We start from the raw sequence: 25,229 nt of genomic DNA on the forward strand, positions 1-25,229 counted from the left end.
CCAAGCGACGTGACGTAACGGGAGAGGCGCCGTGGCGACCGAGGTCAAGATTCCGGATATCGGGGATTTCAAGGACATCCCGATCATCGAAGTGCACGTGAAGGTGGGCGACACGATCGGGCCGGACGATCCGCTCGTCTCGCTCGAATCCGACAAGGCCACCATGGAGGTGCCCTCCCCTGCGGCCGGCGTGGTCGAGCAGGTGCTGATCAAGATCGGCGACAAGGTGAGCGAGGGCAGCCCGATCCTGCTGCTCAAGGGCGAGGGTGGTGCCGCGGCCGAGACTAAATCCGAGCCGAAGGGCAACGGGGCCGCGACCGCGGCCGACACCGCCGCGCTGATGCCGAAGCAGGAGCTCGCCCCGGCCCCGGCCGCGGCGCCCGCCGCCTCCGCCATCCCCGACTTCTCGCAGGTCCATGCCAGCCCGGCGGTGCGCCGCCTCGCGCGCGAACTCGGCATCGACCTCAACGCCGTGAAGGGCACCGGCGAGAAGGGCCGGATCACCAAGGAGGACGTGAAGGGCCACCTCACCCGCGCGGCGGCCCCGGCCCCGGCCCCGGGCGGCGCCGTGATGACGTCGGGCGGCATGGGCATCCCGGAGATCCCGGCCGTCGACTTCTCGAAGTTCGGCCCCATCGAGACCAAGCCGCTCGCGCGGATCAAGAAGATCTCGGGGCCGCACCTGCACCGGGCTTGGCTCAACGTGCCCCTCGTCACCCATCAGGACGAGGCCGACATCACCGAGACCGACGCCTACCGCAAGGAACTCGACACCCAGGGCAAGGAGAAGGGCTACCGCGTCACGCTGCTGGCCTTCCTGATCAAGGCCTCGGTCTCGGCCCTGCGGGCGCACCCGGAGTTCAACTCGTCCCTGTCGCCCGACAAGGAGGCCTTGATCCTCAAGCGCTACTACAACATCGGCGTCGCGGTCGACACGCCGGACGGGCTCGTCGTGCCGGTGGTCAAGGACGCCGACCGCAAGGGCATTACCGAGATCAGCCAGGAACTCGGCGCGCTCTCCAAGAAGGCCCGCGACGGCAAGCTCGGCAGCGGCGACATGCAGGGGGCGACCTTCACCATCTCGTCGCTCGGCGGCATCGGCGGCACCGCCTTCACGCCGCTCGTCAACGCCCCCGAGGTGGCGATCCTGGGCGTGGTGCGCTCGAAGATGGCGCCCGTCTGGGACGGGTCGGAGTTCAAGCCCCGCCTGATGCTGCCGCTCTCGGTCTCCTACGACCACCGGGTCATCGACGGGGCGCTCGCCGCCCGCTTCACCCACCATCTCGCCCACGTCCTCGAGGACGTGCGGCGGCTCGTGATCTGAGGAGGCGACAGCGATGAGCCAGAACGAGGTCCGCCTCCCCGACATCGGGGACTTCAAGGACGTGCCGATCATCGAGGTCGTCGTGAAGCCCGGCGACCAGATCGGGATCGACGACACGCTGATCGTGCTCGAATCCGACAAGGCGACGATGGACGTGCCCTCGCCCGTGGCCGGCACGGTGGCGGAGGTGAAGGTGAAGCCCGGCGACAAGGTGAGCCAGGGCGACCTGATCCTCCTGCTCTCCGGTGCCGCTGCCGGCACCGGCGCGGCCAAGCCCCAGGTCGCCGAGACGGCCGCCCCCAAGGCCGCCCCGGCGGCTGGCGGTCACGCCCCCGGCGAGGGGCAGGCCGGCTACGGCTCGTCCGCCGCGGCCGGGGGCAACGGCGCGGCGCCCGCCGCACCGGCCCCGAGGGCCGCCGCCCCGGTCTCCGGCGAGGAGATGCGCGCCGAGGTGCTGGTGCTCGGCGCCGGCCCCGGCGGCTACACGGCGGCCTTCCGGGCGGCCGATCTCGGCAAGAAGGTCGTGCTGGTCGAGCGCTGGGCCTCGCTCGGCGGGGTGTGCCTCAACGTCGGCTGCATCCCCTCGAAGGCGCTGCTGCACGCCGCCAAGGTGATCGACGAGAGCCACGCCATGGCCTCGCACGGCATCAGCTTCGCGGCGCCCTCCATCGACATCGACAAGCTGCGCGGGTGGAAGGACGGGGTCGTCAAGAAGCTCACCGGCGGCCTCGGGGGCTTGGCCAAGCAGCGCAAGGTGACGGTCGTCACCGGCACCGCCCGCTTCGTCAGCCCGCACCAGATCGCGGTCGAGCACGAGGGCAGGACGCGCATCATCGGCTTCGAGCAGGCGATCATCGCGGCGGGCTCGGAGCCGGTGCGGATGCCGTTCATCCCGCACGACGACCCGCGGGTGATCGACTCCACGGGGGCGCTCGAACTCGACGGCATCCCCAAGCGCCTGCTCGTCATCGGCGGCGGCATCATCGGGCTCGAGATGGCCACCGTCTACCACGCGCTCGGCGCCAAGGTGACGATCGTCGAACTGATGGACCAGATCATCCCGGGCGCCGACAAGGACATCGTCACGCCGCTAATGAAGCGGATCTCCAAGCAGTACGAGGCGATCCACCTCAAGGCCAAGGTCACGGCCGTGGAGGCGCTGCCCGAGGGGCTGAAGGTGACGTTCGAGGGCGGCTCGGCGCCGGCCAGCGACACCTTCGACAAGATCCTGGTCTCGGTGGGCCGGCGGCCGAACGGCAAGCTGATCGGGGCCGAGGCGGCGGGCGTGGCCGTGGACGAGCGGGGCTTCATCCCGGTCGACCGGCAGATGCGCACCAACGTGCCGCACATCTTCGCCATCGGCGACGTGGTGGGCCAGCCGATGCTCGCCCACAAGGCGACGCACGAGGGCAAGGTGGCGGCCGAGACGGCGGCGGGGAAGAATTCCTTCTTCGACGCCAAGGTGATCCCGTCGGTGGCCTACACGGATCCGGAGGTGGCCTGGGTGGGGCTCACCGAGAACGAGGCCAAGGCCAAGGGCCTCAAGGTCGGCAAGGGCGTGTTTCCGTGGGCGGCGAGCGGTCGCTCGCTGGCGCTCGGCCGTGACGAGGGCCTGACCAAGGTGCTGCTCGACGAGACCACGGACCGCATCCTCGGCTGCGGCATCGTCGGCCCCTCGGCGGGCGACCTGATCGCGGAGGCGGCGCTCGCCATCGAGATGGGGGCGGATGCGAGCGACATCGGGCTCACCATCCATCCGCACCCGACCCTGTCGGAGACCGTCGGCATGGCGGCGGAGGCCTTCGAGGGCACGATCACCGACCTCTACATGCCCAAGCGCGCCGCGCACTGAGAGGGAAGCGGGCTCCCCCGTCCTGCGGGACGGGGGAGCCCTTATGGTCCGTCACGCCCCGCCGACGGCGGGATGGCCGCACCGGGTGCTGCGGCGCGTGGCCGATGGCGGCGTCAGGGCTTGCGGCGGCCGCGGTTCTTGCGCTGCTGGCCGAGGCCGATGCTCTTGGCCAGTTCGGAGCGCTGCGCGGCATAGTTGGCCGCCACCATCGGGTAGTCGGGGGGGAGCCCCCACTTCTGGCGGTACTGGTCCGGGGTGAGGCCTCGGGTGGTGAGGTGTCGCTTGAGGGACTTGTAGGGCTTGCCGTCTTCCAGGCTGATGATGTGATCGGGGGTCACGGTCTTCTTGATCGGCACCGGCGGCACCGGCTTCTCCGGCTCGGGCGGAGGCGGCGAGACCAGGGCTCCCAGGGTTCCGTGGACCGCCGAGAGCAGCCCGGGCAGCTCCGCAATCGGCACGGAGTTCTTCGAGACGTAGGCCGACACGATGTCGGCCGTCAGCGTGACGAGATCGCCCGCGTCCTCGTCGTGACCTTCCACCTCTGCCATCATTCAGGTTCCATTTCGTGAGAGTTGCCGATGCCGGGCCACTCCCGCGCATGGTTCCACGGTCGGCCCTTGCTTCTTCGTTGGGCGCATCTTGGAGTGAGCCGAAGCACGTCTCCGCCGAGCGCGTCAGACGTGTTGAACGTTTAGGTGGCGGCTCGCAAGGTGGTGGAAGCAAAAAGCTTCGTGAAGATACGTAGTTCTTGTGGATGCGTTGCTCGCGACATCTCGAAACAGAAGACCTACGGTTGTGCTGGTTGGCGAGATTGTGAGGAAAATTGTAATTGATTCATGTCAGATTGTGTCGAGGGCGTAAATTTGATCGGGCTATGTCTTCGTCCGGCGGCCAGGGCGGAATGTTGCTGCGATCGATGCAACCCGGGCCGGTGACACGGCGGCTTCGCTCGCGCGATGCGTCCCATCTACTGAAACGAGAAATTGCAAGGACCGCCCGCAGGGTCGAGGCCGAGACGATGGGCGCGACAAGATCGGCTGCCGCCGGGCGTCGATCGGGTCGAGGATTGCGGCTATGCTGCGCGTCTTGCAGGACAGATGGCGCTTTGGTGGTCCGATTGTCGAGTCGCAACACGGAGAAAGCCGTGGAGATGCTGACGGCATCGATCGCGAAGAGCTTGGGAGCCGGTCGCACCCGCCGTCATCCGTTCGGCCCGCTGCGGCGTTTCCGTCTGCAGGAGAGCACGGCGCACTGACGAGGCCGTGACCATGACCATCCCGGACGAGACCAGTTTCGGCATCGCCGACCTGATGCTGCGCCTCGGCGCAGCGACGCTCTGCGGCCTCATGATCGGCTTCGAGCGGGAGGTTCGCGGCAAGGATGCGGGCCTGCGCACACACGCCCTGGTGGCGCTGAGTTCCGCGGTGATCACCGTGTCGGCGCTCAGCCTCTACGCGGCGGTGCGGGCGGACGGCGGCGACGCCGATCCGCTGCGGGTCATCCAGGGCCTCGCGCAGGCGATCGGCTTCATCGCCGCCGGGGCGATCATCGTGATGCGCGGGGACGTGCGCAACCTGACCACCGCGGCGAGCGTCTGGCTCTCCGCCGCCCTGGGCATCGCGGCGGGCGCGGCGCAGTACCGGCTCGTCGCCGCCGCCCTCGTCCTCGCCTTCGCGGTGCTGATCCTGGTGGGTCTCCTCAAGCGCCACATCCTGCCCGACAAGCACCGCTCGGACGACGATTGAGCCGCTGACCGGACCAGGAGCTCAGACGTGGTCGAAGTCGATCACCACCCGCTCGGTGGTGGGCTTGGCCTGGCAGGTGAGCACGAAGCCGGCCTCGATCTCCCAGGGTTCGAGGGAGTAGTTCACCTCCATCTCGACCGCGCCCTCCGCGACCTTGGCCCGGCAGGTGCAGCACATGCCGCCCCGGCAGGAATACGGCAGGTCGAGCCCGGCCCGGATCGCGGCGTCGAGCACCGTCTCGCCCGCCGCCACCGGCACCTCCGCGGCAATGCCGTCGGTGATCACGGTGGCGCGCGCGGCGGGCGCGTCCGCGGGCGCGACGGGGCGCGGCGCCCGCGCCCGGCCCTCGCCCGCCGGCGTGAAGCGCTCGACATGGATGCGCTGCTCCGGCAGGCCGGCCTCGCGCAACGCGCCCGACACCGCCTCGAGCATGTCGGCGGGGCCGCACACGAAGGCGTGGTCGACCCGCTCCGCCGGCACGATGGTGCGCAGGAACAGGGCGGCCTTCGCCCCGTCGAGGCGCCCGTTGAGGGCGTCGATGTCCTGCGTCTCGCGCGAGAGGACGTGGAACACGCTCAGCCGGTCGAGGAAGCGATCCTTCAGGTCCTCCAGCGCCTCGCGGAACAGGATCGAGCCCGTGGAGCGGTTGCCGTAGAACAGGAAGAAGCGGCTGTGCGGCTCGCGGGCGAGCATCGTGCGGATGATCGACAGGATCGGGGTGATGCCCGAACCCGCCGCGAAGGCCGCGTAGGTGTGCGCGGCCTCCGGCTGCGGCGCGAGGCCGAAGCGGCCCATCGGCGGCATCACGTCGATCTCGTCGCCGGTCGCCAGCGTGCCGGTGGCGAAGCCGGAGAACAGGCCGCCCTCGACCCGCTTGACCGCGATGCGCAGGTCCGCGTCGTCGAGGCCCGAGCAGATCGAGTAGGAGCGCCGCACCTCCTCGCCGTGCAGCGTCGTGCGCAGGGTCAGGTACTGGCCGCAGGCGAACCCGAAGGCGTCGCGCAGATCGTCCGGCACCGCGAGCGCGATCGAGACGGCATCCGGCGTCTCGCGGCGGACCTCGGCCACGCGCAGGCGATGGAAGCGGGGGCTGGAGCCGGGAGTCATGGCGGGCCTCAGATGCACTTGAAGGCGTCGAAGGGTTCGCGGCAGGCGAGGCAGCGCCATAGCGCCTTGCAGGCCGTCGAGCCGAACTCGGAGATGCGCTCGGTGCGCGCGGAGCCGCAATGCGGGCACGTCACCGCCTCCTCGCCGAACAGCGCCCGGCGCGAGGCCTTGGCGGCGGGCGGGGCGATGCCGTAGGCGGCGAGCTTGTCGCGGCCCGCCTGCGTCATCCAGTCGGTGGTCCAGGCGGGGGAGCGCACGAGGCGCACGACGGCGTCCGGGAAGCCCGCGGCGGCGAGCGCGGTCTGCACCTCCAGGCCGATCACGTCCATGGCCGGGCAGCCCGAATAGGTCGGCGTGATGGCGACCTCGACCCGGCCGTCGCGCAGGCTGACCTCCCGCAGCACGCCGAGATCCGCGATGGTGAGGACCGGGATCTCCGGGTCGCAGACCCCGGCCGCGGCCGCGTAGGCGGCCTCCCGCCGCGCCGCCTCGTTCACCACACCGCCCCCGGATGGGCCCGCTGCAGGTACTGAAGGTCGGCGAGGATGAAGCCGAGATGCTCGCTGTGGCGCCCGCGCCGGCCCCCGCTCTGCGCGCCCGAGCCGGTTGGCCGCGTGAGCGTCGCCTCCTCCAGCACCCGCGCGATCGTGCGATCGAAGGCCGGCCGCAGCGAGGCCGGGTCGACCGCGATCCCGGCCGCGACGAGCCCGGCTTCCGCGGGATCGCTCTCGAACGCTTCGCCCGCGTAGGGCCAGAGGTCGTCGAGGGCGGCCTGCACCCGGGCACGGCTCTCGGCCGTGCCGTCGCCGAGCCGGATCAGCCACTCGGCCGCATGGCGCAGGTGGTAGGCCGTCTCCTTCTCGGCCTTGGCGGCCACCGCCGCGAGCGCGGCGTCGGCCGAACCCATCATCGCCCGCCAGTACGGATCGATGAAGGCTGAGAACAGCACCTGCCGCACGATGGTGGCGGCGAAGTCGCCGTTCGGCTGCTCCACGAGCAGGCAGTTGCGGTACTGGTGCGCCTCGCGCCGGTAGGCGAAATCGTCCTCCGTGAGCCCCCGCCCGTCGACCTGTGCCGCGTATTCGTAGAGGGCGCGGGCCTGGCCCACGCAGTCGAGGGCGATGTTGGCGAGCGCGATGTCCTCCTCCAGCATCGGCGCGTGCCCGCACCACTCGGAGAGGCGGTGCCCGAGGATCAGCGCGTCGTCCGCCCGGCGCAGAACGAGGGCGAGGAGCGGCGATTCCGCGAGGGCGATGGAGGTGGTGGACATCGTCCGATCTCCGCGATCAGTCAGGGTGCGGCCGGCCTCCCCTTGCCCGGGCGGGAGAGGGCGTCCCGCGCTCGGTCCGGGAGCCGCGCTACATGTGCCCCACGTCGTCCGGCACCTCGTAGAAGGTCGGGTGCCGGTAGATCTTCGAGGCGGTGGGCTCGAACAACATCTCCTTGTCGGCGGGGTCCGAGGCCACGATGGCGGCCGAGGGCACGACCCAGAGCGACAGGCCTTCCCCGCGCCGGGTGTAGACGTCGCGCGCCGCCTGCAGGGCCATGCCGGCATCCGCCGCATGCAGCGAGCCCACGTGCTTGTGCGCGAGCCCGTTGCGCGAGCGGATGAACACTTCCCAGAGCGGGATCTTCGCCTCGGCCATCATCCCCTCCTCAGGCGGCCGCCGCGACGGCGCCGGTGGCCTCCCGCGCCCGGCGGGCGCGCTTCTCGGCATGGGCCATCGCGGCCTCGCGCACCCAGGCGCCGGCCGCGTGGGCGTCGCGGCGCTGCTTCATCCGCTGGCGGTTGCAGGGGCCGTTGCCGGCGAGCACCTGCCGGAACTCCTCCCAGTCGATCGCCCCGAAGCGCCAGTGGCCGGCGGCCTCGTCGTAGGTGAGGTCCGGGTCCGGGAAGGTCAGGCCGAGATGGTGGCCCTGGGGCACCGTCGCGTCCACGAACTTCTGGCGCAGCTCGTCGTTCGAGAAGCGCTTGATCTTCCATTGGGCCGATTGCTCGGAATGCTGGCTCTCGGCATCGGGCGGACCGAACATCATCAGGCAGGGCCACCACCAGCGGTTCAGGGCGTCCTGCGCCATCGCCTTCTGCTCGGGCGTGCCGCGGCACAGCGTCAGCATGATCTCGTAGCCCTGGCGCTGGTGGAAGCTCTCCTCCTTGCAGATGCGGATCATCGCCCGCGCGTAGGGGCCGTAGGAGCAGCGGCAGAGCGGGATCTGGTTCATGATCGCCGCGCCGTCGACGAGCCAGCCGATCGCCCCGATATCGGCCCAGGACAGCGTCGGGTAGTTGAAGATCGACGAGTACTTCGCCTTGCCGGACAGGAGCTGGTCGACCAGCTCCTCGCGGCTCGTCCCCAGGGTCTCGGCCGCGGCATAGAGGTAGAGCCCGTGGCCGGCCTCGTCCTGCACCTTGGCCAGCAGCGCCGCCTTGCGCTTGAGCGAGGGCGCGCGGGTGATCCAGTTGCCCTCCGGCAGCATGCCCACGATCTCCGAATGGGCGTGCTGGGAGATCTGCCGCACCAGGGTGCGCCGGTAGGCCTCCGGCATCCAGTCGTTCGGCTCGATGCGCTCCTCGGCATCGACCCGCGCCTGGAAACGCCCGTTGCGGCCGGCCTCCTCGGGGCCGGCAGCCTCCACGACGGCGTCCTTGGCGTTCAGGGCCTGCGTGTACATGAGCGATCCCTCCCGAGGATTCGCCTTTCAATATGTCACAGAAAATCTAGATTGCAAGATTTTCCGTAACACGAAGCGGTGCGGCGAACCGGGCCGCGAAGGCGGGGCCGGGCGGCGGCAGGGCGCCCGCATCGCTGCGGGCATGCCGGTCGAGCCAGCGCTCGGCCGCGGGCGCGAGGCTGCGGTAGAGCCGCCCGCAGAGGTCGCGCGCCGCCTCGCCGGCCCAGTCCTCGGGCAGGAGGGGGGCGGGCAGGAGCGGGTCCTTGAGCACGGCGCGGCGAAACTCGTGGATCAGCAGCAGGCGCACCACCAGGGCCTCGAGATCGTCCGGCTGCCGGCCCGCCTCCAGCGCCTCGGCGGCGGGGGCAAAGGCGGAGACGAAGCGGGCGTAGCGCGCGCCCACCGCGTCGAGGGGCCAGGCGCGGGCGGCGAGCCGCCGGGCGGTGGCGAGGTCGTCCGGGGCGCCCGCGAGGCGCAGGAACCCCCCCTCGCCCGCCCGCTCGCCGATCCCGACCATCAGGTCGGGCGCGAGCATGCCGTAGCCCGCGGCGGCGAGCTCCGCCCGCACACCCGCCCGATCGTCGGCCCCGTCGAGGAGGAGGAGGTCGAAGCTCCCCCGCCACGCGGGCGGACGCCCGGCATAGATGCGCTCGGTCGCCCGCGCGAAGGGCGCGGCGCCCACGGGGGTGAGCCGGTAGAAGCTGTTGCGGCCGACCTTCCAGCGCGCGAACCAGCCGTCCGCCACGAGGCGCGAGAGCGCCGTGCGCACCACCCCGTCGCCGATCCGGAAGGCGCGGGTCACGGCGAGCAGGGATTCGAGCGACAGCACCCCGCCCCGCGGCACCACCGCGTCGCCGAACACCGTGACCACGAGCGACCCGACCCGGAGCGGCGTGCGCTGGTGAAACTGGTCGAGCAGCGACTGGACGTAGGCGGCCATCCGGCGGCGCACTCCTCGGGGTGGGTTGCGGCCTGGGGTCGAGGAATGGCGCGCGGAGCATGCCCTCTCCCGTACGGGAGAGGAGGTCTCGCGCTCGTCCGATCCACCCGGCAGCCGGCCGAGACCGCACGGATATCGGTGGTCCGCCGGCGCTTGTCGAGACGACGCGTCCCGCCTTGACCAACCGGCCGGTCGGTCAATAATGCGCCGGAAGGACGCGACCAGAACGACACGGGAGGAACGCCGATGAGACTGGAGAGCTACGTCCAGGGCCGCTGGGCCGCGCCCGGCACCGACCTCGTGCTCGTGCGCAGCGCCGTCACGGGCGAGCCGGTGGCGGAGGTCGCGAGCGGCGGCCTCGCGATGGACGAGGTGCTGGACTACGCCAGGCGCGTCGGCGGTCCGGCCCTGCGCCGCCTCACCTTCCACGACCGCGCCGCGATGCTGAAGGCGCTGGCGCAGTATCTCACCGAGCGCAAGGAGGCGCTCTACGCCCTCTCGCTCCAGACCGGGGCCACGCGCGGCGACAGCCTGATCGACGTGGACGGGGGCATCGGCACGCTGTTCGTGTTCGCCTCCAAGGGCCGGCGCGAACTGCCGAACGCGACGTTCTTGCTCGACGGCGAGGCGGAATCGCTCGCGCGCAGCGGCCGCTTCGCGGGCCGCCACGTGCTGACCTCCCGGGCCGGGGCGGCCGTGCACATCAACGCCTTCAACTTCCCGTGCTGGGGCCTCCTGGAGAAGTTGGCGCCCGCGCTGCTCGCGGGCGTGCCGGTCGTCACCAAGCCCGCCACCGTGACCGCGCAGGTGGCGCACGCGCTGGTGCGGATGATCGCCGAATCCGGGATCCTGCCGGACGGCGCCCTGCAATGCGTGATCGGCGCGACGGGCGACCTGTTCGACCACCTCACCGGCCAGGACGTGGTCGCCTTCACGGGCTCGGCCGAGACCGCTTCCCGCCTGCAGCGCCATCCCGTCATCGCCCGCGAGGCGGTGCGCTTCAACGCCGAGCGCGACTCGCTCAACGCCGCCATCCTCGGCCCCGACGCGGTCCCGGGCACGCCCGAGTTCGACCTGTTCATCAAGGAGGTCGCCAAGGAGATGACCGTGAAGGCCGGGCAGAAATGCACGGCGATCCGGCGGGCGATGGCGCCGCGCGCCCAGGTGCCGGCGGTGATCGACGCCTTGCGCCAGCGCCTGGCGGGCGTGCGGGTGGGCGATCCGGCGCTCGAAGGCGTGCGGATGGGGCCCGTGGTCGGGCTCGACCAGCGGCGCGACGTGCGGGCCAAGCTCGACCTCCTCGCCCCGGAGACCGAGCGGGTCGCGGGCGATCCGGACGACTTCGCCGTGGAGGGCGCGGACCCGGCGCGCGGCGCCTTCCTGCCGCCGATCCTGCTGCACTGCCCCGACCCGATCCGGGCGACGCGCGTCCACCAGGTCGAGGCGTTCGGGCCGGCCTGCACGGTGATGGGCTATGCCGACCCCGCCGAGGCGGTGCGGCTGGCCAATCGCGGCGAGGGCAGCCTCGTCGCCTCGCTCTACACCCACGACCCGGCCGCGGCGGCCGAGATCGTCTTCGGCGCCAGCGCCTTCCACGGGCGGCTGCTCGTGGTCGACCGCGACTGCGCCAAGGACCAGACCGGCCACGGCTCGCCGGTGCCGCATCTCGTCCACGGGGGGCCGGGCCGCGCGGGCGGGGGCGAGGAACTCGGCGGCATGCGGGCGCTGCGCCCCTACCTGCAGCGCACCGCCCTGCAGGGCTCGCCCGCGATGCTGACCTCGCTCACCGGGAGCTGGGTCAAGGGCGCGCCGGTGATCGAGGCCGCGGCGCATCCGTTCCGCGCCCGCTTCGAGGAACTGGAGATCGGCCGGACCTTCCACTCGGGCGAGCGCACGATCACGGTCGAGGACATCGAGCACTTCGCGGCCTTCACGGGCGACACCTTCTACGCCCACATGAGCGACGAGGCGGTGCAGGACCACCCGTTCTTCCCCGGCCGGGTGGCGCACGGCTACCTGCTGCTCTCCTTCGCGGCCGGCCTGTTCGTGGATCCCGAGCCGGGCCCGGTCCTGGCCAATTACGGCCTCGATTCGCTGCGCTTCCTCAAGCCGCTGCGCCCCGGCGAGGCGATCCGGGTCCGCCTCACCGCCAAGGAGAAGTCGCCTCGCAACGCGCAATACGGCGAGGTGCGCTGGGACGTCGAGATCCTCACCGGCGCGGGCGAGACGGCGGCGACCTACGAACTCCTGACCATGAACGCCATGCGGGGGTGAGCGTGGCGCGTCGGCCCACGGACCTGTTCAGGGCGCGGACTTGTCCGTTCTTTCCTCGTCCGGACGGAGTCGCCGGGTGAACGGCGCGTTGACGAGAGTCGCGATGATGCCGCTGACGCCTATCCCGAGTGCGCCGGCGGCGATCCAATCGTGCCCTCTCTCCGCAAGGGCGTAGGCGAAGCACAGGATGATCAGCAGGCCTGTGAAGCCGGCGAGCAGAGCCAGGAGCTGATAGCGGTCCGTCCGCCGGTTGACATCGTGCACGGACTCGATCTCGGCCTGTTGCGCGCGCTCGGCCATCCGAAGGAGGCGATCCGCCATTCCGGGGTGCAGCCGCTAATACCGCTCAAGCGTTTCTGGCGCGGGCAGCGAGCCTTGATGCAGCGATTCTGCGACCTGTGTCTGTGTAACGAAACTCTGGCCTGCAAAATCGTAAGAAGCCGCTTGACAACTTCCGGCTGTTTGTCGGGATCGACAAGTCCATCAAGTGCTGGGCCGATCTTGTCTAGAAGTTGTTGCCTTACCTCGACCGGGATGCCGCCCTTCGCGGGCGGGCCGTCATCTGGATCGCGGCTCATCGCCGAGACGTCCCAGGCTCCGCGTCAGGTGGCGGCCAACGTTGCGCCACGCATGCTGAACTCCGTCGGTTCGCTGGATCGCCTGAAGCTTCATCGCCGGAACGGTCAGGAATGACGGTGCGCTCAAGCCCATCGCAAGGATGCGCAGGAGCGGCCGGTCTGCCAAGCGCCTCGGCACGTCGTCATGCTCCATGGCTCGCTCCGTCCGTTGCGTCCGCACTCGCATGATGCTGCGGACGGCGTCAATGTGGAAGCAGAGCATTGGGCCTGTGCCGAGGCGGAGCTTGCGCAACGCGCGGCCCCTACGCCGCCCGCGGCAGCGCCCGGAAGTGCAGGTCCAGCGCCGCGATCGTCTGCGCCAGCAGGCCCCTCAGCGGATCGAGCGCGGCGGCGTCCGGCATCGCGTCCTCGGTGCGGGCCGTCCGCTCGATGGCGGCGAGCGCCCCGGCGAGCGCGCTCGCCCCGACGTTGAGGCTCATCGATTTCAGTCCGTGCGCGGCGCGCGCCGCCGCCGGCGCGTCCTCGGCGGCGATCAGGCTTTCCAGGCTCTGCGGGGCGTGCTCGCAGAACAGGCGCAGCAGCCGCTCGATGAAGGCCGTCCCGCTCGCCTGCGCCATCTCGTCGAGGCTCGCCAGCGTCCCTGCATCGAGCAGGGCGGCGGGCGCGTCGACGGGGGTGTCCGCGGGAGCGGCGGCCGGCGCGCTCCCGGGCTCCAGCACGCCCGCGAGCGTGCGGGCGAGGTCCGCCAGGGTGAAGGGCTTGGCGAGCACGCCGTCCATGCCGGCCGCACGCCAGGCCTCGGCCCCCTCCCCGATCACGTGGGCGGTGAGCGCGACGATCGGCACCCGGCGCGCGCCGGTCTCGGCCTCACGGGCGCGGATGGCGCGGGCGGCGTCGAAGCCGTCCAGCACCGGCATGCTGCCGTCCATCAGGATCAGGTCGAGCCCGCCGGCCTCGGCCGCCGCCACCGCCTCGGCCCCGTTCTCCACGGTCTGGATGCGGGTGACGCCGCAGCGGGTGAGCGCCTCCACGGCGACCTCGCGGTTGACCGGGCTGTCGTCGGCCACGAGCACCCGGGCGCCCGCGAAGGCGGCCGGCGCCGGGCCTGAGGCCTCGCGCCGCTCGGCGGCGCCCGCGAAGGTCCCGCCGCGCGCCAGGATGCCGAGGGCCGCACGCCACTCGGCCTGCGCCAGCGGCCAGCGCAGCACCTCGTCGGCGGCGCCCGAGGCCAGCACCTCGGGCCCGTGCGCGTCGCCCATCGGGCAGAGCGCGAGCACCCGGGCGGCGCCCGCCGGGCGCCCGCGGGCCGCGAGGTCGCTCGCCGCCAGGATCCAGTGCGCCGGCCCCGTCCCATCCTGGCGGGGCATGAAGCCCGCCGCCGACAGGCCCGCCTCCAGGGCCGCGCGGGTGGCGGCGCCGGCCACGCCGACCACCACCGCGGACACCACCGCCGGGTCGCGCCGGAGCGGGGCGGCCGGCTCCAGCACCTCCACGGGAATCTCGGCGAAGAAGGTCGAGCCCTCCCCCTCGCGGCTCGTCACGCCGACCCGGCCGCCCATTGCGGCGACGAGGCGCTGGGCGATCGACAGGCCGAGGCCGGTGCCGCCGTAGCGGCGCGTGGTGGACTGGTCGGCCTGCGAGAAGGCCGTGAACAGGGTCGCCAGCGTCGCCGCCGGGATGCCGATCCCCGTGTCGGTGACCGACAGGCGCAAGGCGCGGCCGGCCTCGGCGGTCTCGATGCGGATCAGCACGTGGCCGGCTTCGGTGAACTTGAGGGCGTTGTTGACGAAGTTGCCGAGCACCTGCCCCAGCCGCACGGGATCGCCCGCGATGGCGCGCGGCACGTCCGGGGCGACGAGGGCCGCGAGGTCGAGGCCCTTGGCCCGCGCCCGCTCGCCGAACAGCGTCGCCACCGTGTCGGCGATCTCCGCCGGATCGACCGGGATGCGCTCCAGGTCCAGCTTACCCGCCTCGACCTTCGCGAAGTCGAGGATGTCGTTGATGATCGCGAGCAGGTTCTGCCCCGAGCGGGCGATCACCTCGGCGTAGCGGCGCTGGCGGGGCGGCAGGTCGCCCGCGGCGAGGAGTTCGGCCATCACCAGCATGCCGTTCATCGGCGTGCGGATCTCGTGGCTCATGGTGGCCAGGAAGGTCGACTTGGCGGCGTTGGCGGATTCCGCCGCCTCCTTGGCCTCGCTCAGGTCCGCGGTGCGGTCCTGCACCTCCTGCTCCAGCCGCGCCCGGTGGGCGGCGAGCCGCCGGTCGCGCTCGTCCACCGCGTCGAGGAGCCCGTTGAAGGTCGAGGCGAGCGCCCCGACCTCGTCGCGGGTCTCCACCGGCACGCGGTGGCGGTAATCGTGGTTCGCCTGGACGGTCGTCATGGCCTGCGTGAGCGCCGTCAGCGGCCGGGTGAGCGCCGCCTGCAGCCGCCACGCCACGAGCAGCCCGACCGCGACCGCGAGCCCGGCCGTCATGGCGGTGGTGGCCAGCACGTCGTAGAGGCGCCCGACCAGGTCGGCGGTCTCGGCGATGAGCGTGACGCGCCCGACCTCGCGGGTGTTCTCCAGCACCGGGACGCTCAGGCGCACGGTGCGGGTGGTGACGAGGTCGAGGACCGAGACGCCCTCCGCCCGGTCGAGATCGAGGTCCCGGGCCAGCCGGAGGCCCAGCCCCTGCTCGGCCAGCGCCGACCCGTCCGGCCGCGTGAGCGCCGCGTAGACGATGCCGGGCCTGAGCGCGATCGCCCGCAGGGCCGCATGCGCCCCCGCGGCATCCTCCGCCACGGCGGCCCGGGCGCTGGCGCTGGCGAAGACCGTGGCGAGCCCGTGCAGCCACTCGCGCTTGTCGGCGGCGTAGCGCGAGGCCTCGCGCCACGTCCCGAGAACGGCCGCGACCGCGAGCGCGACGAGGACGGCGCCGACGACCGCGCGCCCGAGCCGCGTGGCCAGGGACGTGCTGGCGGGCGGACCCGCGGGTGTGGCGGGTGTGGCGCCCCGGGAGGCTCTCGCTGTCATGGGGCCAAGCTCCTGCCGACCGATGCCCGCGGCGGGGGCCGCCTCACGCCGCCCGGACCGCGGCCTGTCCGGCGAGCGCCGTGACGGCGTCCCAGCGGCTCACGAAGGCCCTCACCACGGCGGCGTCGAAATGGGTGCCGGATTCCTCGATCAGGTGCGCGCGCGCCGCCTCCAGGCTCCAGGCCCGCTTGTAGGGCCGCTCGGTGGTGAGCGCGTCGAACACGTCCGCCACCGCGACCATGCGGCCGGGGAGCGGGATCGCCTCGCCGGCAAGCCCGCGCGGGTAGCCGGTTCCGTCCCAGCGCTCGTGGTGGCTCACGGCGATCTCGGCGGCGGCCCGGACCACCTCGGAGGAACTGCTCTCGAGGATGCGCGCGCCGCGCTCGGCGTGGCGCTCCATCACGCGCCGCTCCTCCGGGTCGAGCGGGCCGGGCTTGAGCAGGATCGCGTCGGGAATCGCGATCTTGCCGACATCGTGCATGGTCGAGGCGAGGCTGAGCAGCCGGCAGCGCTCCGGGGGCATCCCCAGCGCCTCGGCGATCAGGCCGACATAGGCCGCCACCCGGGCGATGTGGTTGCCGGTGTCGGTGTCGCGGTGCTCGGCAGCGCGCATCAGCAGGGTGATGATCTCGCGCTCGCGCGCCTCCACCAGGGCGACCGCCGCTGCGACCTCGCGGGCGAGCCACGCCGCCCGCTCCTGCTGCTCGCGGTAGGCCCGGCTCAGCGCCAGCAGGTTGGTGACGCGCGCCCGGATCTCGACCGGATCGCAGGGCTTGTTGAGGAAGTCCGTCGCGCCGGCCTCCAGGGCCTCGCGGCGCAGCGCCCGCGCGTCGTAGCTCGTCACCATCACGATCGGCACATGCGCGAAGCCCGGCACGGCGCGCGCGGCGCGGATGAAGGCGATGCCGTCCATCTCCGGCATCTCGTAGTCGGTGAGCACCACGCCGATCTCGTCGGCCTGCGCATGGATGCGCGCCAGCGCGTCGGCCGGCCGGGTGAACGCCTCCGCGGCGCAGTCGGGGATGGGGCGCAGCGCCTCCACCATCACGAGGTTGTTCAACTCGGCATCGTCGAGGACGAGCGCGCGCATCGATGTCCCTCTGGCGGCCGAACGGGCTGCCGCCGCGGCACCGTGCCCGCGAAACCTTGACAAGTTCTGCTCGACGCCCTGCGAAAGCTGCAAGGCTGCGCCTCCCCCCGCGCGCGAGGCGCCGCAAAGCCGCAGCACCCGCCCGGGACGAGACGGAAACCGGGAGCCGCTCCCGCGCGATTGCCTCTCTGCGAGGCGGGATTGGCTTTGAATCCTGCCGCCGCGGGCGTTACAGGACGAGCCTTCACCTGCTCCCGGGCGCCCTTGCCCGATTCGAGGATTCACGAGACCAACACGATGGCCGGCTTCAAGGACCAGCAATTCGACAAGCGGCGGGGCGCCTCCGCCGAGGCCAAGCGGGCGATGCTGGAGAAGTTCAAGGCGCGGCCGGCCGAGGACGACCCGACGGTGGTCGCCCGCCGGGCCGAGCGCCAGCGGATCGCCGAGGAGCGGGCCGCCCGCGAGGCCGCCCGCGAGGCGGCGCGGCAGGAGGAGAAGACGCGCCAGGAGGCCGAGGCCGCCGAAGCGCGCGAGCGCGCCGAGCGCGAGGCCGCCGAAGCCGCGGAGCGGGAGGCGGCCGCCGAGGCCGAGCGCAAGGCCGCCCGCGACGCCCGCTACGCCGCCCGCAAGGCCCGCCGGAAGTAGCGGCAGCCGCTCCGGCAGGGCCGGCCGACGGCCCGCGCCGGACGACGGATCGTCACGACGGCGCCGGCCGTCCGCGGGCGCCGCACGGCGTCCGGCATCCCGGCGCCTCGTCCGGCGAAGCGGAGGCCGGTGCGTTGCAGACAATGCGGCCGAGCTTTGGGAGCCGCATCCGCGCCGGCGTGACCGCAGGCCGCTCGCGGCCAACGAGCCTCGGGCCAGTCTGCCGCCGAAGCGCTCACCACCCCGGCGGCTGCGGGCCGGCCATTGCCATGCCGGACGCCTCGTGCGGATCGTCCTGCCGGTCGTCCCGGCCGCCGGCGCGGCGGACCATCGGCCAGCCCGGCCGTGCGTGACCGCACGCCGTATCCGGCGAGGAGCCGTCCGCCGGCTCCGCGGCGGACGCGCGGAGTCCTACGCGGCCGTCCTTTACGCGACCGTCCTTTACGCGACCGTCTTGGGCGGGCGTCCGCGCCTCTTCGGCTCTCCACCTGCCCCCTCCGCCAGCTTGGCGGCGCGCTCGCGCCGGAGCTGCCCGAGGCCGAGCGACTTGGCGAGTTCCGAGCGCTGGCGGGCATAGGCCTCGGCCACCATCGGGTAGTCGGGGGGGAGCCCCCACTTCTGGCGGTACTGGTCCGGGGTGAGGCCTCGGGTGGTGAGGTGTCGCTTGAGCGACTTGTAGGGCTTGCCGTCTTCCAGGCTGATGATGTGATCGAGGGTCACGGTCTTCTTGATCGGCACCGGCGGCACCGGCTTCTCCGGCTCGGGCGGAGGCGGCGAGACGACGCGCGACAGAGAGGAATGCACCGAGACGATCAGCCCGGCCAGCTCACCCATCGGCACCGAGTTGTTCGAGACGTAAGCCGAAACGATATCAGCCGACAGATTGATGAGGTCTGACTGGGTCGAAAGCTCGTCGGTCGTCATGGGCGCATCCTGCCAGAAAGCTGTTTTGCAGATGCGCGAAAAAAATCAGGGCGTCAACGAATATTTCGGGATACGATGTTACCTCCACTTTGTAACGGCGATGCGCTCGAAGGAGCGCCGGTAAGTACGTTCCAAATTTAGAGTTGTTTCGGCAGGTTCTCTCGGGTCAGGAGCGGATTTGCTCTTTTCTTGGATGCTTTTTGATCAAAAGTGATGGCGAGTGCATGGCGCGGAGGGTCCGGGCCTGCGCCCGGGACCATCCAGGCAGGGTAAAAAGTCTCACGATATCAGGGATTTGCGAAATCGAGGAGCGGCCCGGGCCGCGCCGGGTCATCGCGGCTCCGGCGCCGGGCCGTGTCGCCCGGGGAGCGGCGACGGACGCCCTGGCCGCTGTGGTTGCCACAACCAAAGCGGGAAGATGCCGGAGGCCCTACGTGGCCGGGCCGGGCCGGCCCAGGCTGTGGACAAGCGCGATCGGGGCGCGCCGGTGCGGCGCTCCCCGCCGGCTCAGGGCTTGGGCGCGTCGGCCGGCTTGCTCTCGCTGGCCTTGCCGGAGGCCGTCGGGCCGGCGGGAGCGGGCGCGGCGGCGGCGGGCTTGGGCGGCGGCGGCTTGGGCGTCCACTCCGCGTCCGGGCGCGGGCCGCCCGGCTGGTTCGTCGGACCGGTGAGCTGGCCGGGCGCGACATCGGTCACCCGCGTCCAGGATTGCGACCCGCACAGGAAGCCGAGCAGGCAGCCCCGCACGTTCAGCTCGCCCGGATCCTCGACCCAGACCGACACGTCGTAGAACTTCCCGTCCTCGGAATTGTAGATCTGGCCCTCGTGCCGGTTCTCGGCATTCGGCTTGAGCCCCATGATCAGCTGGTGACCGAGCGACGGACGGGTGCGCTTCTTGGCGTCGGTGTTCTTGAAGTCCACCCGGGGCTGGCCCTTGTCGTCGAGGGGCGTCTTCAGCCAGACGACGTAGCCGCAGATCCGGTCGCTGCGGGTCAGGCACTTCTCGATGCGGATCCGGGCCCGGCCGTCCTCGGTCAGCCACGTGCCGCTCGGATCTTTCGGCGCGGCGAGGGCCGCGACCGGCAGCAGCAGACCGAGGGCGGCCAGACCGCAGGTCAGGGGATTCATCATGCAGGATATCCTCCGTGGCGGAGCCGCAGCCGCATTAAGGCCAGCCTGCCGGGGCCGCAACCCGCCAGGAGTCCGTACGGCCGACGCGCCGCCTCGGGGCGGGCCGTCATGAGGCCCGGTTCATGAGGCCCGGTTGTCGCAGGCCCAGATGTCACATGGCCGGATGTCACATGGCTCCCCCGCCCCTCGGCGAGCTAGAGCGGCCTCGCCGGGGGCAATCGCCCCGCGGTCCCCGAGATTCCCGACGCGCCCGTCCGCCGGCCGCAGGGCACGAGCCGCATGATCCCGATCGAGATCCTGGTGATGACCTCCGGTGCCGTGGGCGCGATCGCGATCGTCGTGGCGGCCCGACCCGGCCGCCGCCGCCTCGCCCTGCGCGGCTCGCGCCCCCCCGGGGCGGGCCTCGGGGACACCGGCGCCCCGCGCGGCGCGGGCGCCGAGCCGCCGCTCCCGCGCCACTGAGCCGGTTCCCCTCGACCAGCGTGCCTCGGCCGGTTCGCCGGCCGGTTCGCCGGCTCTTGGCTTCGCGCGCGCAATCCTGCATCCCGGCCGGGAGCCCCCTCCCGTCGCCCGCAAGGAGAAACCGCGCCCGTGCCGCATGCCACCGAGCTGATCGCCATCATCGCCATCGGGCTCGTCTTCGCGTTCATCGGCGGCTTGATCGCCCAGCGGCTGCGTCTGCCGCCCCTGGTCGGCTACCTCGTGGCGGGCATCGCCATCGGCCCCCACACACCCGGTTTCGTCGGCAATGCGGAGCTCGCCGGCCAGCTCGCCGAGATCGGCGTGATCCTGCTGATGTTCGGGGTCGGGCTCCACTTCTCGATCGGCGACCTGATGGCGGTGCGCGCGATCGCGCTGCCGGGCGCGGTGGTGCAGATCGCCGTCGCGACGCTGATGGGGCTCGGGGTCGGCCTTGCCTGGGGCTGGGGGCTGGGCGCGGGCCTCGTCTTCGGCCTCGCCCTCTCGGTGGCCTCGACCGTGGTGCTGCTGCGCGCGCTGGAGGAGCGCGGCCTGCTCGACACCGACAAGGGCCGGATCGCGGTGGGCTGGCTCATCGTCGAGGACTTGGCGATGGTGCTGGCCCTGGTGCTGCTGCCGGCGCTCGCCGGGGCGCTCGGCGGCGAAGCGGGGCACGGTCGCGGCGGCGGCGATCTGTGGGCGAGCCTCGGGCTCACCCTGGCCAAGGTCGCGGCCTTCACGGGCGTGATGCTCGTCGGGGGGCGCCGGGTCGTGCCCTGGCTGCTCGATCAGGCCGCCCGCACCGGCTCGCGGGAATTATTCACCCTGGCGGTGCTGGCGCTGGCGCTCGGCATCGCCTTCGGGTCCGCGGCGCTGTTCGGGGTCTCCTTCGCGCTCGGAGCCTTCTTCGCCGGCATGGTCCTGGCGGAATCCGATCTCAGCCACCGGGCCGCCGCCGATTCGCTGCCGCTGCAGGACGCCTTCGCGGTCCTGTTCTTCGTCTCGGTCGGGATGCTGTTCGATCCCGGGATTCTGCTGCGCGCGCCCCTGGCGGTGCTGGCGGTGATCGGCATCATCCTGGTCGGCAAGTCGATCGCGGCGGTCGCGATCGTCCTGGCCTTCCGCTATCCTCTCGGCACCGCGCTCACCATCGCGGCGAGCCTCGCGCAGATCGGCGAATTCTCGTTCATCCTCGCCGGGCTGGGCATCGGCCTCAAGCTGCTGCCGCCCGAAGGGCGCGACCTGATCCTGGCGGGCGCGCTCCTGTCGATCACCATCAACCCGCTGTTCTTCGCCGGGATCGAGCGCCTCGCCCGGGTCCTGGCCGAGCGGCCGGACCTCGCCTCCCGCATCGAGCGGCGCGGGGCCGCGGACCTTCCGGTGCTCGCCCCGGCGCAGGCGGGCGTCTCGGGCCATGCGGTGCTGGTCGGCTACGGCCGGGTCGGCAGCAGCATCGCGCGGGCGTGCGAAGCCTGGGAGCTGCCCGTCGTGGTCGTCGAGCGCGACCGGCGCCGGGTGGAGGATCTGCGCGCGGCCGGTGCCGCGGCGGTATTCGGGGATGCGGCCGCGCCCGGCATCCTGGCGGCGGCGGACATCGCCCGGGCGCGGCTCCTCGTGGTGGCGAGCCCGGACGCGCATCAGGCGCGCCGCCTCGTGGCCATCGCCCGGCAGGCCAATCCCGGCATCGACACGCTCGTGCGCACCCACAGCGACATCGAGCGGCGCCACCTCGAGGACGAGGGCGTCGGCCTCGTGCTGATGGCCGAGCGCGAACTCGCCTTCGGCATGACCCTCTACGCCCTGCGCAGCCTCGGCATCAGCGAGGGCGAGGCGCGGGTCTTCGTCGACACGAGCCGGGCCGAGAGCCGCGGCGATCCGGCGGCCCAGGCGGCGCCGGGCCAGGGCGCCCCGGAGCTGCGCCCGCACCGGGAGGCGACGGGCGGCGAGTGAGACCAACGGTCATTGCCAATGACCGTTGTGCCGCTCTCGGGTCTTCGCCAAGCCCTTGGCTTGACGTCGGCAATGCGAGATGGCTCGACGGCCCCGTCGATCCCGGGCTTGCCCGGGATCGAGATCGATGCGTCAGCATCCCGGGCTTGCCCGGGATCGAGATCGATGCGTCGGAATCCTGGGCCGTTGGCATGAGCGGCCGGCCGGGGCGCGGGCGCACATTACGGGATGGCAATGTCGCGGCAATGCTGCCCACAGCTCGGCCGCGGCATCGTCGGGCATCGCCAACGACGGAGCGATGCCGATGTCGCAGATGGACCGCCCGGCCGAACTGATGATCTGGCACGGGGAGCGCGCCGCCCCCCCGGCCGAGGCGCGGCTCTACCCGACATTGCGGGAGGCGCTCGCGGCCGCCGCGGGTTGCGCCGGCGATCCCGATGCATTGCCCTGGATCGTCACCGAGGACGGCGACATCCTCAGCCCGCACTGGATCGACCGGCACGCCCGCGAGGCCGGGCATCCGGCGGGCGGCCTGCGCGCCTGGATCGCGCAGCGCTGGCTCTGCTGAGCGGAAGGCCACGCCGCGAAATCGCCGAAAGATGATGCGACGGGACATCTCCCGTTCATCGCGCCGCGTGCTACCTTGCCGCCATGACGAGTCTCCGCAAACCCGCTCCCGCGCGCCGCGACGTGGTCGCGACGACCTATGGCTACGGGGTGGCGCGCGGACGGCTGCCGCGTCCCGGCAACGACAACCGGCGCTCCTCGCGGCGCCGCTCGGTGCCGCTGCTCCTGGGCGCGTGGTTCGCGATCCTGGCGGCCATCACCGCCCTGTTCTGGCGCTCGGCCGGCCTCTGAGGCCGGTCGCGGGAGCAGAGGCTCAGGCCGCCCGCGTCAGCCGTCCGCCGGCCGCCAGGACGGCCGCCTGCGCGGCCGGCAGCGGCGGGCTGATCAGGTAGCCCTGGATCTCGCCGCATCCGGCCTGCGCCATCGCGGCCCGCTGCGCCTCCGTCTCGACGCCCTCGGCGCAGATCGCCATGCCGAGTTCCCCGCCCAGGCCCACCACCGACCGGATGATCGCCGCCGTGACCGGGCTCTGCGCGTCCTCCACGAAGGAGCGGTCGATCTTGATCTTGTCGAACGGGAACTGCCGCAGGTAGCTGAGGCTGGAATAGCCGATCCCGAAATCGTCGAGCACGATCCGCACCCCGAGGGTGCGCAGGCCCTGCAGGAGGTGCAGCACCGCCGCGCAATCCTGCAGCAGCAGCGTCTCGGTGATCTCCAGTTCGAGCCGGCGGGCCGGCAGGCCCGAGGCGGCGAGCGCCCCCGCCACGCTGGCGAGCAGCCCCTCCCCCCGGAACTGCACCGCCGAGACGTTGACCGAGACCTTGAGGTCGGGATCGGGCCACGCCATCGCGGTCCGGCAGGCCTGCCGCAGCAGCGCCTCGCCGAGCGGCACGATCAGTCCGGTCTCCTCGGCGAGCGGGACGAAGCTCCCGGGCGGGACGAGGCCGCGCACGGGGTGGCGCCAGCGCATCAGGGCCTCGAAGCCGAGGATGCGGTCCCCGCGCGCGGCCGCCACGGGCTGGTAATGCACCTCGATCTCGTCGCGCGCGAGCGCCGCACCGAGATCGAGCTCCAGGCGGCGGCGCGCCTCGGCGGCCTCGTCCATGGCCGCCTCGTAGAACCGGAAGGTGCCACGGCCCTCGGCCTTGGCACGGTAGAGCGCGAGATCGGCGCGCTTGAACAGGGTGTCCGCGTCGGTCCCGTCGCCGGGGGCGAGCGCGAGGCCGATGCTCAGGCCGACCGTGATCCGGTGGTCGCCGACCGCGACCGGCATCGACAGCGCCGCGATCAAGCGCTCGCACAGCACCCGGGCGCCGTGCGGGTCGGCGCCGGTCTGGATGACCGCGAACTCGTCGCCGCCGAGGCGCGCCACGGTGTCCTCGCACCGCAGCACCGTGCGCAGGCGCGCGGCCACCGCCTGCAGCAGCGCGTCGCCCACCGGATGACCGAGGGTGTCGTTCACCGCCTTGAAGCGGTCGAGGTCGAGGCACAGCACCGCGATGCCGCATCCCGTCCGGCGCAGCTCGGCCAGCGTCTGGTCCAGCCGCTCGCGGAACATCGTGCGGTTGGGCAGATCGGTGAGCGGGTCGTGACGGGCGAGCCGGGCGATCCGCTCCTCGGCCGCCTTGCGGTGACTGACGTCGATCTGCAGTCCGACGACCCGGACCGGCTTCGTCTCCGGCGGCGCGAAGACCAGCCGCCCGAAGCACTGCAGCCAGCGCGGCTCGCCGCCCTCGGCTCCGGGCGGCGTCACCCGGTACTCGCACATGAAGGTGGTCCGGGTCGCGACCGCGCGATCGTAGGCGGCGAGCACCCCGGGCAGGTCCTCCGGATGGATGTGCGCGCAGATGTCCTCCGCGGGGATCCGCACGCTGCCGTCCGGTCCGCACGGTCCGGACAGGCCGATCAGCCGGGCGCTCCCGGCGGAGTGCCGCATCGCGCCGCTCGCGCGGTCCCAATCCCAGATCGCCGCGCCGATCGCTTCCTGGGCGAGCTGCAGCAGGTCCATCGTCTGGGCGAACCGGTCGCGCTCCAGGACGATGTCGTCGATGTCGAGGGCCGTCGCGAGGCAGGCCGCGGCGCCGTCCGCGAGGCGGATCGGCACGAACGAGATCCGGTGCCAGCACGCGCTGGCGTCGTGGCGGCACAGCCGCGCCTCGACCTGAACCCGCTCGCCGCCGGTCTGCGCCGAAGCCCAGCCGCTCTGCAGGCGGGCGAGGTCGTCGGGATGGATCCGCTCCCGCAACGCCCGGCCGTCCCAGGCGACCGGGCCGAAATAGGCATGGAAGCGGCGGTTCGCGTAGACCAGCCGTCCGTCGCTGTCGCGCACGAGCGCCATCATCTCCGGCAGATCCTCGGCGATGGCGCGGAAGCCCGCCTCGCCGGGGGACGCTTCGCCGAGGGACGCCACGGCCGGACCCTCCCGGCGCCCGCTCACCCCCGCGTCCTGCGCTGCTCTCGTCAGCATCATGCCCCTCTCGTGCCGATCGTCCGCGCTGCGCGGTCCCGCCCGTCGCCCGCCGGCTGGATCCCGAAGCCCGACGTCAGCGCCCGACCGGCTTGGCCGTGCCGGCCGCCGCGGCGCTGAGCAGGGCCGCGAGACGCTCGGAGTCGAAGGCGGGATCGCGCTTCGGCTCCGCCTTGGCCTGTGCCTTGGGCTTGGCCGGCGGCAGCGGGGCCGGGCTGATCGCGCCGGTGGCGACCGGCTCCTCGGCCGGCCGGCCCGGGACCGGGCGGACCGGGGCCGGTGCGGCCGCAACGGCGGCGACCTGACGCGGCGCCGCCGCGTCCCGCTCCAGCTGGACGGCGGACACCGCGCAGACGCTGACGACGCCGAAGGCCGAGAGCGAGGCGATGGCGAGGTTGAGACGCAGGGACACCGGCTGCACCCTTGGCTGCACCCTTGGGTTAGGAAGGGCTGAGCCTAGCGGCGGATCCTTAACGCGCGCCTTCCCGAACC

General features: G+C 72.4%; 24 protein-coding genes. 9 read left to right on the forward strand and 15 right to left on the reverse strand.

The window, feature by feature from the left end; translation table 11 throughout:
• Positions 1 to 31 precede the first annotated feature (31 nt).
• Together aceF and lpdA are read left to right on the forward strand one after the other, a co-directional pair.
• Complete coding sequence (aceF, locus tag MFF61_RS09825) at positions 32 to 1,324, forward strand: dihydrolipoyllysine-residue acetyltransferase (RefSeq protein ID WP_238234920.1); 1,293 nt, start codon at positions 32 to 34, stop codon at positions 1,322 to 1,324.
• A 13-nt stretch (positions 1,325 to 1,337) separates the two neighbouring features.
• Positions 1,338 to 3,176 (forward strand): dihydrolipoyl dehydrogenase, encoded by a 1,839-nt coding sequence (gene lpdA, locus MFF61_RS09830; RefSeq protein WP_238234921.1) that lies wholly within the window; start codon positions 1,338 to 1,340, stop codon positions 3,174 to 3,176.
• Between the two features lie 113 nt (positions 3,177 to 3,289).
• On the opposite strand, the gene MFF61_RS09835 is transcribed toward lpdA, so the two are convergent.
• A complete protein-coding gene (locus MFF61_RS09835; RefSeq protein WP_238234922.1) occupies positions 3,290 to 3,727 on the reverse strand; it encodes a Ros/MucR family transcriptional regulator in 438 nt (145 codons plus the stop codon).
• Positions 3,728 to 4,444: 717 nt separating this feature from the next.
• Here MFF61_RS09835 and MFF61_RS09840 point away from each other — a divergent pair.
• Positions 4,445 to 4,921, forward strand: coding sequence for an MgtC/SapB family protein (locus MFF61_RS09840; protein WP_238234923.1), 477 nt, complete (start codon positions 4,445 to 4,447; stop codon positions 4,919 to 4,921).
• 21 nt (positions 4,922 to 4,942) lie between these two features.
• Here the strand turns inward: MFF61_RS09840 and paaE are convergent, their stop codons facing one another.
• The 6 genes from paaE to MFF61_RS09870 all read right to left on the reverse strand — a co-directional run bounded on the left by paaE (position 4,943) and on the right by MFF61_RS09870 (position 9,641).
• On the reverse strand, positions 4,943 to 6,028 hold the full coding sequence (paaE, locus tag MFF61_RS09845) for a 1,2-phenylacetyl-CoA epoxidase subunit PaaE (RefSeq protein ID WP_238234924.1): 1,086 nt from the start codon (positions 6,026 to 6,028) through the stop codon (positions 4,943 to 4,945).
• An 8-nt stretch (positions 6,029 to 6,036) separates the two neighbouring features.
• A complete protein-coding gene (paaD, locus tag MFF61_RS09850) occupies positions 6,037 to 6,525 on the reverse strand; it encodes a 1,2-phenylacetyl-CoA epoxidase subunit PaaD (RefSeq protein ID WP_238234925.1) in 489 nt (162 codons plus the stop codon).
• Positions 6,522 to 7,298, reverse strand: coding sequence for a 1,2-phenylacetyl-CoA epoxidase subunit PaaC (paaC, locus tag MFF61_RS09855; protein ID WP_238234926.1), 777 nt, complete (start codon positions 7,296 to 7,298; stop codon positions 6,522 to 6,524). The genes paaD and paaC overlap by 4 nt, the downstream gene beginning before the upstream one ends.
• A gap of 88 nt (positions 7,299 to 7,386) precedes the next feature.
• Complete coding sequence (gene paaB / locus MFF61_RS09860) at positions 7,387 to 7,674, reverse strand: 1,2-phenylacetyl-CoA epoxidase subunit PaaB (RefSeq protein ID WP_238234927.1); 288 nt, start codon at positions 7,672 to 7,674, stop codon at positions 7,387 to 7,389.
• A 10-nt stretch (positions 7,675 to 7,684) separates the two neighbouring features.
• Positions 7,685 to 8,701, reverse strand: coding sequence for a 1,2-phenylacetyl-CoA epoxidase subunit PaaA (gene paaA, locus MFF61_RS09865; protein ID WP_238234928.1), 1,017 nt, complete (start codon positions 8,699 to 8,701; stop codon positions 7,685 to 7,687).
• Positions 8,702 to 8,747: 46 nt separating this feature from the next.
• Positions 8,748 to 9,641, reverse strand: coding sequence for a PaaX family transcriptional regulator C-terminal domain-containing protein (locus tag MFF61_RS09870; RefSeq protein ID WP_238234929.1), 894 nt, complete (start codon positions 9,639 to 9,641; stop codon positions 8,748 to 8,750).
• A gap of 246 nt (positions 9,642 to 9,887) precedes the next feature.
• Here MFF61_RS09870 and paaZ point away from each other — a divergent pair, with 246 nt between their 5' ends.
• Positions 9,888 to 11,915 carry a phenylacetic acid degradation bifunctional protein PaaZ gene (gene paaZ, locus MFF61_RS09875; protein WP_238234930.1) on the forward strand — a complete coding sequence of 676 codons (2,028 nt, stop codon included), beginning with the start codon at positions 9,888 to 9,890 and terminating at the stop codon, positions 11,913 to 11,915.
• A gap of 27 nt (positions 11,916 to 11,942) precedes the next feature.
• Here paaZ and MFF61_RS09880 read toward each other — a convergent pair whose 3' ends face one another.
• The 4 genes from MFF61_RS09880 to MFF61_RS09895 all read right to left on the reverse strand — a co-directional run bounded on the left by MFF61_RS09880 (position 11,943) and on the right by MFF61_RS09895 (position 16,597).
• A complete protein-coding gene (locus MFF61_RS09880; RefSeq protein ID WP_238234931.1) occupies positions 11,943 to 12,215 on the reverse strand; it encodes a hypothetical protein in 273 nt (90 codons plus the stop codon).
• Positions 12,216 to 12,473: 258 nt separating this feature from the next.
• Positions 12,474 to 12,686 (reverse strand): hypothetical protein, encoded by a 213-nt coding sequence (locus tag MFF61_RS09885; protein ID WP_238234932.1) that lies wholly within the window; start codon positions 12,684 to 12,686, stop codon positions 12,474 to 12,476.
• Positions 12,687 to 12,795: 109 nt separating this feature from the next.
• Complete coding sequence (locus MFF61_RS09890; RefSeq protein ID WP_238234933.1) at positions 12,796 to 15,507, reverse strand: ATP-binding protein; 2,712 nt, start codon at positions 15,505 to 15,507, stop codon at positions 12,796 to 12,798.
• A 43-nt stretch (positions 15,508 to 15,550) separates the two neighbouring features.
• Positions 15,551 to 16,597, reverse strand: coding sequence for an HD-GYP domain-containing protein (locus MFF61_RS09895; RefSeq protein WP_238234934.1), 1,047 nt, complete (start codon positions 16,595 to 16,597; stop codon positions 15,551 to 15,553).
• Between the two features lie 297 nt (positions 16,598 to 16,894).
• Here MFF61_RS09895 and MFF61_RS09900 point away from each other — a divergent pair, with 297 nt between their 5' ends.
• Positions 16,895 to 17,242, forward strand: coding sequence for a DUF6481 family protein (locus MFF61_RS09900; protein ID WP_238234935.1), 348 nt, complete (start codon positions 16,895 to 16,897; stop codon positions 17,240 to 17,242).
• Positions 17,243 to 17,683: 441 nt separating this feature from the next.
• Here MFF61_RS09900 and MFF61_RS09905 read toward each other — a convergent pair whose 3' ends face one another.
• Both MFF61_RS09905 and MFF61_RS09910 read right to left on the reverse strand, forming a co-directional pair.
• The gene (locus MFF61_RS09905) at positions 17,684 to 18,166 is read right to left on the reverse strand and encodes a Ros/MucR family transcriptional regulator (RefSeq protein WP_238234936.1); all 483 of its coding nucleotides are present in this window, start codon (positions 18,164 to 18,166) and stop codon (positions 17,684 to 17,686) included.
• Between the two features lie 507 nt (positions 18,167 to 18,673).
• Positions 18,674 to 19,294: a DUF2147 domain-containing protein gene (locus MFF61_RS09910; protein WP_238234937.1), complete on the reverse strand. Its 621-nt coding sequence runs from the start codon at positions 19,292 to 19,294 to the stop codon at positions 18,674 to 18,676.
• A 279-nt stretch (positions 19,295 to 19,573) separates the two neighbouring features.
• Here MFF61_RS09910 and MFF61_RS09915 point away from each other — a divergent pair, with 279 nt between their 5' ends.
• From MFF61_RS09915 to MFF61_RS09930, 4 genes are all read left to right on the forward strand, one after another.
• On the forward strand, positions 19,574 to 19,756 hold the full coding sequence (locus MFF61_RS09915; protein ID WP_238234938.1) for a hypothetical protein: 183 nt from the start codon (positions 19,574 to 19,576) through the stop codon (positions 19,754 to 19,756).
• A 129-nt stretch (positions 19,757 to 19,885) separates the two neighbouring features.
• The gene (locus tag MFF61_RS09920) at positions 19,886 to 21,703 is read left to right on the forward strand and encodes a cation:proton antiporter domain-containing protein (protein ID WP_238234939.1); all 1,818 of its coding nucleotides are present in this window, start codon (positions 19,886 to 19,888) and stop codon (positions 21,701 to 21,703) included.
• A 304-nt stretch (positions 21,704 to 22,007) separates the two neighbouring features.
• Positions 22,008 to 22,271: a hypothetical protein gene (locus MFF61_RS09925; protein WP_373324666.1), complete on the forward strand. Its 264-nt coding sequence runs from the start codon at positions 22,008 to 22,010 to the stop codon at positions 22,269 to 22,271.
• A gap of 83 nt (positions 22,272 to 22,354) precedes the next feature.
• On the forward strand, positions 22,355 to 22,561 hold the full coding sequence (locus MFF61_RS09930) for a hypothetical protein (RefSeq protein ID WP_238234940.1): 207 nt from the start codon (positions 22,355 to 22,357) through the stop codon (positions 22,559 to 22,561).
• Between the two features lie 22 nt (positions 22,562 to 22,583).
• Here MFF61_RS09930 and MFF61_RS09935 read toward each other — a convergent pair whose 3' ends face one another.
• Together MFF61_RS09935 and MFF61_RS09940 are read right to left on the reverse strand one after the other, a co-directional pair.
• The gene (locus MFF61_RS09935; protein WP_238234941.1) at positions 22,584 to 24,740 is read right to left on the reverse strand and encodes a putative bifunctional diguanylate cyclase/phosphodiesterase; all 2,157 of its coding nucleotides are present in this window, start codon (positions 24,738 to 24,740) and stop codon (positions 22,584 to 22,586) included.
• Positions 24,741 to 24,813: 73 nt separating this feature from the next.
• Entirely contained in the window at positions 24,814 to 25,149 is a 336-nt protein-coding gene (locus MFF61_RS09940; protein ID WP_238234942.1) for a hypothetical protein, read from the reverse strand.
• Positions 25,150 to 25,229 lie beyond the last annotated feature (80 nt).

The sequence above is a fragment of the Methylobacterium isbiliense genome (assembly GCF_022179325.1).
Classification (GTDB): domain Bacteria; phylum Pseudomonadota; class Alphaproteobacteria; order Rhizobiales; family Beijerinckiaceae; genus Methylobacterium; species Methylobacterium isbiliense.